Consider the following 13,371-nt stretch of genomic DNA (forward strand, 5'->3'; position numbering starts at 1 on the left):
GAATGCTAAATAACCTACAGCGCTCACGTTTTGTTATTTGGACTGTGGTTATCCTTTTTCTTGTGATTGGATTACTTTCGGCATGGGAAACGGTAGAAGAAGAAGCGACTAATACGGCATTTATCGTAGCGAGCAAACGAATTCTTGAGCAAGCAAATCTGTTCAAACAACAGTATTTGTTAAAGAGTACTAAACGAGAAAATGATTCAGAATCATCAAAGGTCTACAGCAGAACTGGGTGGATAATGCCGATTCAGGGCTCAGAGCGAGACTGCAATTATTGGCTGGATCAATTATATCCCCAAGGGAGCATTTTAGGGCTAAGCTCTCCAAGTGTTGAAGATAAAAGTGATAACATACAGTTTCATTGTAGTTATCATTATAGCGATAAATATCAGATAGATATATTACTCGAAAGAGAAAGGTTTAGTGTGAAAGCCAATATTTTGGCTTTGTGAAAATATTGACAGTTTTTTTATGGTTTTATACGAGCGCGAATGTATAATGCGCGTTAATAATTAGATGAGTAGGTAGAAAATGCTTAAGAATCAAAAGGGTTTCTCCCTTGTCGAATTAGTCATAGTGATCGTGGTCGTTGGTTTATTGGCGGTAGCTGCTTTACCTCGTTTTCTCGATGTGACAGATGAAGCCAAGAAATCAAGCATTGAAGGCGTTGCTGGTGGTTTTGCAACCGCAGTATTGTCGGCTAGAGCACAATGGGAAGCAGAAGCTAGACCATCAGAGAAGATAGGTGTTGAAACATACAATACTGTAAATTATGATGGTGTTGATTTTTGGTTAACAAGATCAAAGAACAGTAGCAACGTCGATACCGACTTTCGAGATGGCTACCCTTGGACTCTGAACAACAATTCTGGCACCGCGCCACAAGATATTTCAGATAAAACATGTTCTGAACTAATGGAAAACTTGCTGCAGAACCCACCTAAAGTTGGTGAAGTTTCAGTTGTTGCTAGTGACTCAAATTACAAATATTCAGCGCAAGCGAATTCAGGTGATGCAACGTGTACTTACGTTCAATTAGAAGGTAGTACTGAGCACCAATTTGTTTACGAAATTAAAACTGGTCGTGTGACCGTAACTTTGCAGTAAGTCTGCGTAAAATTAAACATAGAGAGAGCTTAACTATGAAAAGACAAGGCGGTTTCACCCTAATCGAACTAGTGGTTGTAATTGTTATTCTAGGTATTCTTGCTGTAACTGCGGCGCCACGTTTCCTAAACCTGCAAGATGATGCTCGTACGTCTTCTTTAGAAGGCTTAAAAGGTGCAATGGCTGGTGCGGCAGGTATCGTATATGGCAAAGCTGCAATTGATGGCTTAGAGGCTATTTCTTCAGGTCGAGCAGTCTCTGGCGCTAACGGAAATGATATTAATGTAGTGTTTGGTTACCCTGAAGCTACATCTGCTGGTATTGGCAATGCAGTATCAGGTTTAGCTGAAGATTGGACGGTAATTTCGTCTGCAACTGGTGCTATTGCATACGGCTTTGACAACAACACTACGTGTTTTGTAACTTACGCGATCGATGCTACAGCAACAACAGCTCAAGAGCCGAGAATTACAGTTACTTCTTGTACTGATTAATTTGTAAATTTGAGAAAACAGAGGCCAGCTCTTGCTGGCCTTTTTTCTATCTACTACACATAAATATCAAAACTATTCATATACATAAGATCGTAAGTCTCGTTATCTTGTATAATCAGTATTCGCTTGGCAGTTAGAGGCTTATTATGGATAACAACCCCATACCCAAAGGCTTTACTCTAGTAGAGCTGATCATCGTTATCATTATCCTCGGTATTGTTTCTACCTTTGCCGCGAGTCGCTTCATTGGTACATCTAGCTATTCCAGTTTTACTGCACAAGAGCAAGCCATCTCAGTCATTCGCCAAATCCAAGTCAATCGAATGCAATCGAATGTTTCCTCTGCTAATGATAGCTTTCGCCTTGCTATTAATGATGACTGTTTAGGTTCAGTCACCGCTTGCAGTTTAAATTTATCGAATAGTACGCAAAAATCACAAGCCGATGCGCGTAGTGATTATGTGCGCATACCAGATATAGAGTTTTCTCCTACAAATACAATTATCGACTTTGACTTACTAGGTAACCCTTCGGTGAGTGCTGGAGTGAATATTACTATTAACTCTACTTCTTCAAATAATAGCGCCCAAGTTTGTATTAATTCTCAAGGTTACGTGCGCGAGGGAGCATGTTTATGATGCGCTCACGTGGCTTCACTCTTATTGAAAGTATTGTGGTGATTATCGTATTGGGCATTGCGATGGTCACGATTACTAGTTTTTTAGCTCCTCAAGTGGCGAGCTCCGCTGACCCTCAATATCAAAACCGCTCAGTAGCTTTAGGGCAGAGTTTGATGAATCAAATATTGGCGCGTGGCTTTGACGAGCATAGTGATTTTGAGGGAGGTTTGGTTCGTTGTGGTGATGCTGGAGAGGCGTCATGTTCTGCGCAAAGTGAGCTAGGAACTGATGGTTCAGAAGCTACTCCCGCTGCTTTTAATGACGTAGACGACTATATTGGCTGTTGGTACACAGATACCACCGAGTCAGCCTGTACTTCATCACCCAAGTACCCATTATCCAATATCTTAGATGAAAATATTGAAGGCAGTTATGCCAATTTTCGGGTTGAAGTATCTGTGTTTTACGATGGCAACATGGATGGAATTGATGACAACGCAATTGGCACGATGAAGCGTGTTGAGATACAGATCTTTGGTGGTAACAACCGCTACAGCGTTATCGCTTACAAGGGGAACTACTAAATGAAGCAACGTGGTTTCACCTTAATTGAGATGATTGTAACGATTGTTGTGGTTGCGGTTATCGGGCTAGCTATTGCCGGTTTTGTTGAATATGGGATGAAAGGGTATGTTGACACTATCGATAGACAAAAGGTACAAGTAAAAGGGCAGTTTGTTGTAGAAAAAATGTCGCGCGAGATAAGCCACGCGGTTCCTAATAGTTTTACTGAAGACCAGACTTTTTTACCGGCACCTGCTTTTGATAGAAAGTGCCTTTCATTCTATCCGATCAAATACTCCGGCTTTTATTACTTTGATGAGGCTAACAATAAGCTTGATTTCATCGTTGGACAAGATTCTCCGACTCTAGATAATGATGATTACATTATTATCAATCCAACTAGCTTCAATGATCTTGCTGCAATATCAAGTAAACGTATCGATGTGTCAGGTGCGACACAAAATAACAATGCTTTTAGTGTGCCTGTAGTTAGCCTAGCTAGCGAATCTCCCGCTAAACGACACTACGTTTATGATCAGAATAGTCATGTGAGCTATTGTCTTGTTAATGACACCATACAAAATCAAGGTCTAATCCAGCGCAATGGAGTCACTGTGGCGGATAGTATCAATTATGCGGAAAGTAATTTTCGTTACGAAGAGCCAAGCTTACAAAAAGGTGGTGTGATACACATCGACCTTGTACTTGAACAAAATAACGAAGTAAGTGTTTACCAACAAGATGTGCAGGTACTCAATGCGCCATAGAAAATCATCTCAACAAGGTAGTGTTTTGGTCGTCGCAGTCTTTGTTATTGTGGTGATGGGTTTCCTTGCGACTTCTTTAGTGCAAGTTCAGTGGTCAAATCACGATACCTTGACGCGTAAACAGCTTGGTACACAAGCCTGGCTACTCGCGCATTCTGCTAATGAATGGGCACTTACTCAAGTTTATCCATTAACTGTTTCGCCTGCGGTCTCAACCAGTGTGAGCACCGTGTGTAGCAACTTAAACTCAAATCAAGTGAGTAGTGGTATGTCGACCATCTGTACTGTTGACCAATTAACCTGCCGTCAAATTGGTACTTTAGATGGTGTTGGCTTTTTCAAAATTGAATCAACAGCCATTTGTGGTTCAGGTATTAACCAAGTGCAACGAATTCAAGAAGTTTGGGTGAAGGAGTAGTTAATGTATCAATTAAAGATATATGTAGGTACAAGCAGCACTAAATCTTTGGTTTTGGTCTTAGCCTTCATTGTATTCTTGTTTTCTTCATATTCAGTCTCTGCTGGGACAACATATGTATTCCCGAATGATACTGGATATTGTCAAGGAAACTGGGTTTCGAGTGAGAATCGTTGTAACGGTAAGATATACTTGGCTGAGGGTGACAGTATAGTCAATTCTACCGGTGCTCCTGTTACCATTACTTCAAATAGTGATATTCAAATAGAAGATAGCCAAATAGGTAGTTCAGACGCTCCAATCAATTTTGTAGCAAATAAAGGGATAACCACTGATAAGGGACAATCTGTAATCTATGGCAATTTAACTGCTAAGAACGATATTGTTCTCAAAGGTGCTGTAGTCTGTGATGGTCAAGTTGTATCTACACATGATGATGTAAAGTTGGAACCCGACTTCGGAGGGAACTATATATTTTCATCTACACGAGCAATTAAGGCTGATGATGATGCAATTATAAAAGGCTCATCTATTTGTGGACGAGTTGTTGCTGATGATAAAGAGTATGAGAGCTCTGACTTTTATTGCGGGGTCGATGATGCTAACTGCAATTACTCAAATAGAAACTGTCCTGTAGATACCTATCAATCACTTTGTAATATTACTCATCCGCCAGAGTTAGAAGACGTACCTTATGAGTTTGGTTCTATTGAAGGTATGGATTGTACCCATGGGTGTAACCTATTGTTCCAAAAGCAATATGAGAACCCTATTGTATTCTTAATGTCGACTATTAACCCTGATGATATCGTAAATAGTGTACCAACTAAGGCGAGTGTTGCGACTATTTGGGATTCAAAGAAAGGTGCCACAATTGAGAGTGAATCGGCTGAGAGCTATAGCTCCACGGATCGAATGTCGCCTATTTACTACTTTGTTACTGAGCCAGGAAGGTTAACATTTTACGATCATAATGGAGCTAAGGTTTATGGTGAAGCTGGCAGTGTCGTAACTTCGAAAGCTCAATGTAAGGGTAATGCCTGTGGTAGCTCTGATTGGGAAACGGTCTCATATCAGGGAGGGGGTATTACCAACCCAGTGATTATGGCTCAAGTACAGGGTAAGGATCAAGATTGGGCAACAACAGCCATTTCGGGCTTAACGAATCAACAATTCAAACTAGCATTAGAGCGTGGTAGGCAAGGACCAACCTCCTCAGCTAAGAAAATCGCGTACTTAGCGGTTCCTACCTTCTCCGGTCAAGATGAATCTAAATCATCAAAAATTGAGTTTTTTCAAGCTCCGGGATCTTACAATCAGAAAATCGAAATTGAACCAGATAAATCTATTGGTTGGTCATGCATCAACAATGAAATATCGCTGCATCAAAATTTTAATAAATTTGGTGTGATTGCGAATAAGCAAACCCGGAACGGGGGGGACGGTGGTTGGCTTCGTTATTGTAAGCAATACGTGAGCGGTGGATCATCACAATTTACGTTCGCATTTGATGAAGATGCTACTTCTCTTAGTACTCGTAAGCATGGTGCTTATGAATCAGTAGGCTACTTTGCTTTTGAAATTCCTGAAGTCGAAATTCCAGTCAACGTATGTAACTTGTTCCCTGAGCCTATCCAAAGTTGGACTGGGATTGAGAGTTCATTGATTATTAATAATGGGGGTGACACAACTTTCAATGGCTGGTCTCCCGATTACCTTGATGCTTTTTCAATTGAAAATGATCGGTCTTGGGACCCATCTAATCCTGACCCTGAGAGTTTGCTTTTAGTCGGATTTGACTTAGAGGGAGGTACAAATCAAATGTACAACCATGATGTCTGTGGAGATGATTTAGGTTGTGCTGTAGGGAATGAAGATAGTCAACTAAACCGACGAAAGATTGACCATAACTTGTTGCCTAATGTTCCGAGTCGTTCTGTAACAGAAACCCTGGCTATTGATAAAAACATCAAGTCTAGATGTGATGCGTCAAACTTGTGTTCATTTGAGTTAGCAGGAGCTAATGCTAATGTGTATATCAATGAAGACCTGAAACGACTATATATAAATGATTTAGGCAATGAGTATCCAGAAATAAGGGTTCACCTCAAAGATGGTTTATATATTGATGATTTCGAAATATCAAATGGTAGTGGCTTAGTATTAATTATCCCTGAACAATCATCAGTAACTTTTAATAACTTTTTGGCTTCGGATACAAACCGAAGTGATTTTATATTTGAAAATAGCTCTAAAATAAATGTAGTTACAAGTTTTAAATTTAGTAATAGCGTCGATATTGTTAATGAGAACGCATACCCAATCATTTATGCTCCAGATGCAACTGTGCAGTTGAAAGGAAACTTTAGAGGCTTTATTTTAGCGAAAACACTTAACCTGCCAAACTTACTTACAGTGGAAGGCGCAGTTACTGCTGCGAGCGTTGTTTCGCAGAGTGGTTTAGTTATTAATAAGCCTGACTATAGCTGCCCACTTCCTCCACTTCCGACTGGTTCTCTTGTCGTTACCCCAAAATATTCTCATGTTTTAACCTGTGAAGTCGCAGAAGTTGAATTTAAAGTCGTAGATGATGACGGCAATGTAATTAGTACAGTTCAAGATGATTTCACTGCATCATATGCCCCAAATTCTTCAGGGAAGTGGTGTGAAGATAAGAATGGGAGCAGTTGCTCTACATCTTCAGGGGACTATCAAAGTCACTTTGTGAATGGGCAAAGAACGCTGTACTTATCTTCTTCTAAATTAGAGAGTTATGATGTTAGTGGTTCCTGGAATGGTGAGTTCGAAACGGCAGCATCAAAAATTAACTTCGTACCCTATAAGTTTGATGTTGATGAGCAGTTTGTTGTGGCTGGCGAGGGGTACGACGTGACGGCAAAGGTATCGTCATGCAATACGCAAGATTCGTCGTTGTCACAAGATTATGTCGGTACGCCCACTGTGAGTTTAGATATAGTTCAGCCTGCGAGTGGAGACGGTGCGACAAGCTTACTAGATTACACTCCAGATTTTGAGTTAAGTGATCAAGGTGAAACAACCGATACACTTTCGATTCAAGAGTCAGGTCAATTCAAGGTAACGTTGACCGACAACAGCTTTGACTGTAGTGAAATATCGGGCTGTCCTGAGAGTGGTATTGATAAACTTTCAGGTAGCTTCTTGGTGAATTCTCGACCTTGGAAATTTGCCATCTGCACGAGCAATAATTCTGATGGAAACAGTAGTAGTGGGAGTGCGTTTGCTGCGGCTAGGGAAGAGTTTGACGTGTTTGCTAAACCTATTCGGTTCACGAGTGATGTAAGTCAGCAATGTAATAATAGCTTGGTAACACAAAACTATTTGCTTTCTGCAGGTGCGGTGGGTGCAACTCATACATTAGATACACCTAATAACAGTGGTGCAGTGTTAGGGAGTTTAGAACCGACTAGTCAACTGACTCAATCTAGCTCTGATATAGTACTCGCAGATAATGGCTATAAATTTAAAAACTTAGAATATTCAGAAGTGGGTAGCTTCAATTTTACAGTGACAGAAGATTCGGACAGTTTTTACGGCAAGATCCTTGGTGGCTTCTCTGGAAGTAAATCAATTGGCCGCTTCTATCCAAAGTACTTCCTGCAAGAGAATCCTGAATGGAATGTCGCGAATCAAAACGATATTGCTTATTTAGATCAGCCTTATGACTCAAGCATTCATCAAGTGTATCCAATGGCATCTGGTGAAAGCAGTGTCGGCAACGCGCTCAACAATTATCGTTTCTTCCATTCAGACTTACAGGCGAAATTTGGTGTTCTAGATGACACAGCTATCGATAACGAGTTCTTACTGGATACTGAGGCAGGCACTTGGTCTAATGATCGTAAGCATTGGTTGTTGAATGATAGTGCCGCTGTTCTTCAGCGAGTTACGGATTCTGATGATGTTAGCCGAAGAGATATACCGTTTAATACGTCAGACGCTAACTCCACTATTACTCACTTCGGCTTGACTGTTGTAGGAGTTGATCCTGTTTCATTTACTGACTCTGATACTTTGACTGGCTCTGTCGAGTTCCCGGTCCAGCCTCCAGCTCGTTATGGCCGAATGGCGCTTGATGATATTGGTGGTAATTCCGGTACTACTCTAACTATTCCGCTGCGAGCTGAGTTCTGGGATGGTAGCGAGTTTATTGTTAACGAGGATGATGACCGCAGCACCTTCAATAGCTCAAATATTTGCAAGCAAGTCATTTGGACCAGCAATACAGTGAACACTACATTAACTTCACTTAATGGTAGTGGGGATGTTGATGATGGAGATGAAGAGGTCACAGCAAGTCAAAATACGCCAGCAGGCACAGATTCTCCACGTGAACAAGTCCGTCTGTGGTTAAGAATGGATGAGTCTGAGCCTGATAGTGATGGCGGAAATAACATCTCATGTAGTGGCAGTGATCAAGATCAACCATGGTTGCGCTACAATTGGCGTCAACTAGGCGATGAAGATCCCTCCACCGTCGTCACATTTGGCATCTATCGCGGTAACGATCGAGTGATCTACCGAGGGGAAAGTGGCTTAACAGGTCAGTAATAATATAATTTTTGCCCCTTAAGTTAGGAATCTGTAAGAAATTGCGGGTTTCAGTCCATGTTTATACTTCAATGCCTTGCCGAGACAGCAAGGCATTGGTACATTTAGTGCAATTTTTGTCTTCTAATTCTTGCAGGATGAGCGAAGAATATGTTTAAAAAACTTCGTGGCATGTTTTCAAACGACCTATCGATTGATTTAGGTACAGCCAATACCCTTATTTATGTAAAAGGCCAAGGCATTGTTCTTGATGAGCCTTCAGTTGTAGCTATTCGCCAAGATCGTGCGGGTTCTGCAAAGAGTGTCGCTGCTGTTGGTCACGCTGCTAAGCAAATGCTTGGTCGTACGCCTGGTAACATCTCAGCGATCCGTCCAATGAAAGACGGTGTAATTGCCGACTTTTACGTAACGGAAAAAATGCTTCAGCACTTCATCAAACAAGTGCATGACAACAGTGTGCTTAAACCAAGCCCTCGCGTTTTGGTTTGTGTACCTTGTGGTTCAACGCAAGTTGAGCGTCGTGCTATCCGTGAATCTGCGCTAGGTGCTGGCGCTCGTGAGGTTTACCTAATCGATGAGCCTATGGCTGCAGCGATTGGTGCAGGCCTACGTGTATCTGAACCAACAGGTTCAATGGTTGTTGATATCGGTGGTGGTACTACTGAAGTTGCGGTTATCTCACTAAACGGTGTGGTTTACTCGTCTTCTGTTCGTATCGGTGGTGACCGTTTTGATGAAGCGATCATCAACTACGTTCGTCGTAACTACGGCAGCTTGATCGGTGAAGCGACAGCAGAGAAGATCAAACACGAAATCGGTTCAGCTTACCCTGGCGATGAAGTAGAAGAGATCGAAGTACGTGGTCGTAACCTTGCAGAAGGTGTGCCTCGTAGCTTTAGCCTAAACTCAAATGAAATCCTTGAAGCACTTCAAGAGCCTCTATCTGGCATCGTATCTGCAGTGATGGTTGCACTTGAACAGTGTCCACCAGAGCTAGCTTCTGATATCTCAGAAAACGGTATGGTACTAACAGGTGGTGGCGCACTGCTTAAAGACCTTGATCGTCTGCTAACAGAAGAAACAGGTATCCCTGTTGTTGTTGCAGAAGAGCCATTAACGTGTGTTGCTCTAGGTGGCGGTAAAGCCCTAGAGATGATCGACATGCACGGCGGCGATCTGTTCAGCGAAGAATAATATCTAGTGTTAGGCTCTTTTCTTATCTAGTTTTATGTAAAGAGCCTAGGACCTTGTCTATAGGATCAAATGTAGCTCTAGGACCAAATATAGAATGAAGCCAATTTTTGGTAGAGGTCCCTCTCTACAATTGCGCCTGTTTTTTGCTGTAATTTTATCAGCCAGCCTTATGCTGGCTGATAGTCGTTTAGATGCTTTCTCAAATGTCCGCTATCTATTGAACAGCATGGTTGCACCTATTCAATATGCAGCTAACTTACCTCGCACTATGTTCGACGGTGTTTACGACCGCTTTAGCACTCGTAAAGGGCTGATCGAATCCAACCATAATATTAAACGTGAAGTCTTGCGACTGAAGAGCGAGTTGATTCTGCTTGAGCAATATCAAGAAGAAAACAAACGCCTACGTAAGCTATTGGGCTCTCCGTTTATCCGTGACGAAAAGAAAGTCGTTACTGAGGTTATGGCTGTTGATACTTCTCCATACCGTCATCAAGTGGTTATCGATAAAGGCTTGATTGATGGGGTGTATGAAGGTCAGCCGGTGATTAACGAGAAAGGTATTGTTGGTCAAGTCACCTTTGTTGCCGCTCATAATAGCCGCGTCTTGCTGCTGACTGATGCAAACAATGCGATTCCTGTTCAAGTTATTCGTAATGATATCCGTGTGATTGCATCGGGTAATGGCATGATTGATGAAATTCAACTAGAGCACATTCCAGCCAGTACCGATATTCAAGAAGAAGATCTGTTGGTGACTTCAGGGTTAGGCGGGGTATATCCAGAGGGATATCCAGTCGCTTATGTGTCTGCGGTTGAATCGGATCCTAAACGTGAGTTCGCCGTTATTAAAGCAGAGCCTGTGGTTGAGTTTGATAAGCTCAGATACCTGTTGCTTGTATGGCCAGACGAAAATAAGCAAAAACAAGCGGATCAATCCAGCATAGAACAAGCAATGTTAGAGGGCGAAAATGGCCAATAGCGTTTTAAGAAGCAAGGTCGTAATTGGCTGCTCATTTTTGATCGCGCTTATTCTGCAGACGATCCCTTGGCCTGGTAGTTTAGATCTATTCAGACCTTCTTGGTTACTACTGGTTACCTGTTATTGGGTCCTAGCATTGCCTCACCGTGTTAACGTAGGTAGTGCTCTGATTCTGGGCTTGTTGTGGGACCTGTTGATTGGCTCGACGTTAGGTATTCGAGGCATGATGATGGCAATAGTGATGTACATCATTGCGCTGAACTTCCTTGTGATCCGCAACATGGCGTTATGGCAACAAGCCATGATCATTGCTGCATTGACGGTGTTGTTTGAGGTATTGATATTCTTTGGTGAATATTTGATCCAAGATGTCGTTTTCAATCCATTATCGCTATGGAGCGCATTGATAAACTGTATACTTTGGCCTTGGATGTTTTTATTAATGAGACGCGTGCGTCGCCATTGGCATGTGAGGTAATGTGACGATGGAAAAGAAACATTTAGTTTTGGCATCCGGTTCACCACGCCGCAAAGAATTGCTATCTCAACTTGGGTATGAGTTTTCTGTTCTCGTAACTGACGTTGAAGAGTGTAAACACGCCCAAGAAACCGCCGAAGAGTACGTTAAGCGACTATCTTTAGATAAAGCTTTAGCGGCGCTGTCTTTATTAGCGACGAATCCTTCTGAAAAGCAGCATGTCGCTTCTGGTTCTGATACTGTAGTTGTTAGATCTGATGCTATTTCTCTTGATTCTGAAACAGTTGTTCTTGGCTCTGACACCGTAGTGGTAAGCCAAGGGCAAGTGCTCGAGAAGCCAGCCGATTTTTCTGACTCTAAGCGTATGCTTACTCAGTTAGCGAATGAACGTCATCAAGTGATGACGGCAGTCTCTGTGGTTTCAGAAGAAAAACAAAAAACAGAAATCGTTATTACCGACGTATGGTTTAAACCCCTCAGTGAAAAAGAAATAGAACAATACTGGCAAACAGGGGAGCCATGCGATAAAGCCGGTAGCTATGGGATCCAAGGTTTGGGTGGACGCTTTGTTACCCGAATCGAAGGTAGTTATTACGCCGTTGTCGGCTTACCTTTATTTGAAACGGACCAGCTACTGCAAGAATTCTTATAATTACTAATCTGAGGTGCACCATGAGTGCTGAATTGTTGCTGAACGTGACCCCGAGTGAAACTCGCGTGGCCATGATTGAAGGGGGAGCTCTTCAAGAGATCCATGTCGAACGAGATGCTCGACGCGGTATCGTAGGAAATATCTATAAAGGACGTGTAAGCCGTGTTCTTCCAGGAATGCAGGCGGCTTTTGTGGATATAGGCCTAGAGAAAGCAGCTTTTTTACACGCCTCTGATATTGTTCCGCACACTGAATGTGTCGCTGAAAACGAAAAGAAGCAGTTTCAGGTTCGCGACATTTCAGAGCTTGTTCGCCAAGGACAAGACATTGTAGTTCAAGTGGTCAAAGATCCACTTGGTACCAAAGGTGCCCGCTTAACCACAGATATCACTCTACCATCTCGTTACCTCGTCTTTATGCCGGGCGCTAGCCATGTTGGTGTTTCTCAGCGTATCGATAGCGAGTCTGAACGTAACCGCCTTAAGAAAGTTGTATCGCGTTACTGCGATGAACACGGTGGCTTTATCATCCGTACTGCGGCTGAAGGCGCTGACTCGAATGAACTTGCACAAGATGCGGCATTCTTGAAGCGACTTTGGCTAAAGGTTCTTGAGCGTCGTGGTAAACACAAAGCGCGCACTCGTCTTTATGGTGAGCTTTGCCTAAGCCAACGTATCTTGCGTGATTTCGTTGGTACTGAGTTGAGCAAGATTCAGGTCGACTCTCGTCTAGAATATGAAAACCTTAAAGAGTTTACTTCTGAATATGTGCCGGAGCTGACGGACAAGCTTGAGCTGTATGAAGGTGATAAGCCGATCTTTGATATGTACGATACCGAGAATGAAATTCAACGTTCATTGGATCGTAAAGTCGAATTAAAGTCTGGTGGGTATCTGATTATCGACCAAACTGAAGCTATGACTACAGTTGATATCAACACTGGTGCGTTTGTCGGTCGTCGTAATCTAGAGGAGACGATTTTCAACACCAACGTCGAAGCGACCCAAGCGATTGCTCGTCAGCTGCGTTTGCGTAACTTAGGTGGCATTATCATTATCGACTTTATCGATATGTTGTCTGAGGAGCATCGTAAGCGAGTACTAACTTCTTTAGAGGCTGCGCTCGACAAAGATCGCGTGAAAACCAATATTAATGGCTTCACGCAGCTTGGTTTGGTTGAGATGACGCGTAAGCGTACCCGTGAAAGTATTGAGCATATTCTGTGTTCTAGTTGCCCAGCTTGTGAAGGTCGTGGCAGCGTGAAGACAGTCGAAACCGTTTGTTATGAAATACTTCGAGAGATCACGCGTGTGAACCGTGCCTACGACGCCGATAAGTTTGTTGTCTATGCGGCAGCAGCTGTTGCCGAGGCGTTAGAAGGCGATGAATCACATGCGCTTGCTGAGCTTGAAGTGTTTATTGGTAAACAAGTTAAAATCCAGGCTGAGCCTCTGTACATACAAGAGCAGTTTGACGTTGTTATGATGTAATGGAAATTT

General features: G+C 42.5%; 13 protein-coding genes. All 13 read left to right on the top strand.

Annotation, left to right across the window (positions count from 1 at the left end; genetic code table 11):
- Positions 1-2 precede the first annotated feature (2 nt).
- The 13 genes from FLM53_RS09725 to rng all read left to right on the top strand — a co-directional run bounded on the left by FLM53_RS09725 (position 3) and on the right by rng (position 13,362).
- A complete protein-coding gene (locus FLM53_RS09725) occupies positions 3-458 on the top strand; it encodes an MSHA biogenesis protein MshF (RefSeq protein WP_176680838.1) in 456 nt (151 codons plus the stop codon).
- 79 nt (positions 459-537) lie between these two features.
- A complete protein-coding gene (locus FLM53_RS09730; RefSeq protein WP_123924416.1) occupies positions 538-1,113 on the top strand; it encodes a prepilin-type N-terminal cleavage/methylation domain-containing protein in 576 nt (191 codons plus the stop codon).
- A 35-nt stretch (positions 1,114-1,148) separates the two neighbouring features.
- The gene (locus tag FLM53_RS24135; protein WP_176680839.1) at positions 1,149-1,607 is read left to right on the top strand and encodes a prepilin-type N-terminal cleavage/methylation domain-containing protein; all 459 of its coding nucleotides are present in this window, start codon (positions 1,149-1,151) and stop codon (positions 1,605-1,607) included.
- Between the two features lie 146 nt (positions 1,608-1,753).
- Complete coding sequence (locus tag FLM53_RS09740; RefSeq protein ID WP_176680840.1) at positions 1,754-2,245, top strand: prepilin-type N-terminal cleavage/methylation domain-containing protein; 492 nt, start codon at positions 1,754-1,756, stop codon at positions 2,243-2,245.
- On the top strand, positions 2,242-2,811 hold the full coding sequence (locus FLM53_RS09745; RefSeq protein ID WP_176680841.1) for a prepilin-type N-terminal cleavage/methylation domain-containing protein: 570 nt from the start codon (positions 2,242-2,244) through the stop codon (positions 2,809-2,811). Before FLM53_RS09740 ends, FLM53_RS09745 begins: the two co-directional genes overlap by 4 nt.
- Positions 2,812-3,558, top strand: coding sequence for a prepilin-type N-terminal cleavage/methylation domain-containing protein (locus tag FLM53_RS09750; protein ID WP_176680842.1), 747 nt, complete (start codon positions 2,812-2,814; stop codon positions 3,556-3,558).
- A complete protein-coding gene (locus FLM53_RS09755; RefSeq protein ID WP_176680843.1) occupies positions 3,548-3,976 on the top strand; it encodes an MSHA biogenesis protein MshP in 429 nt (142 codons plus the stop codon). The genes FLM53_RS09750 and FLM53_RS09755 overlap by 11 nt, the downstream gene beginning before the upstream one ends.
- 3 nt (positions 3,977-3,979) lie before the next feature.
- Positions 3,980-8,566, top strand: coding sequence for a DUF6701 domain-containing protein (locus tag FLM53_RS09760; RefSeq protein ID WP_256099350.1), 4,587 nt, complete (start codon positions 3,980-3,982; stop codon positions 8,564-8,566).
- Between the two features lie 150 nt (positions 8,567-8,716).
- Positions 8,717-9,760 (top strand): rod shape-determining protein, encoded by a 1,044-nt coding sequence (locus FLM53_RS09765; RefSeq protein WP_017062957.1) that lies wholly within the window; start codon positions 8,717-8,719, stop codon positions 9,758-9,760.
- Positions 9,761-9,854: 94 nt separating this feature from the next.
- On the top strand, positions 9,855-10,742 hold the full coding sequence (mreC, locus tag FLM53_RS09770; RefSeq protein WP_176680844.1) for a rod shape-determining protein MreC: 888 nt from the start codon (positions 9,855-9,857) through the stop codon (positions 10,740-10,742).
- The gene (gene mreD, locus FLM53_RS09775; protein WP_010434372.1) at positions 10,732-11,220 is read left to right on the top strand and encodes a rod shape-determining protein MreD; all 489 of its coding nucleotides are present in this window, start codon (positions 10,732-10,734) and stop codon (positions 11,218-11,220) included. Before mreC ends, mreD begins: the two co-directional genes overlap by 11 nt.
- A 7-nt stretch (positions 11,221-11,227) precedes the next feature.
- A complete protein-coding gene (locus tag FLM53_RS09780) occupies positions 11,228-11,872 on the top strand; it encodes a nucleoside triphosphate pyrophosphatase (RefSeq protein ID WP_176680845.1) in 645 nt (214 codons plus the stop codon).
- A 20-nt stretch (positions 11,873-11,892) separates the two neighbouring features.
- A complete protein-coding gene (gene rng, locus FLM53_RS09785; RefSeq protein ID WP_017061363.1) occupies positions 11,893-13,362 on the top strand; it encodes a ribonuclease G in 1,470 nt (489 codons plus the stop codon).
- Positions 13,363-13,371 lie beyond the last annotated feature (9 nt).

It is taken from the genome of Vibrio sp. Scap24 (genome assembly GCF_013394185.1).
Taxonomy (GTDB): Bacteria; Pseudomonadota; Gammaproteobacteria; order Enterobacterales; family Vibrionaceae; genus Vibrio; species Vibrio pomeroyi.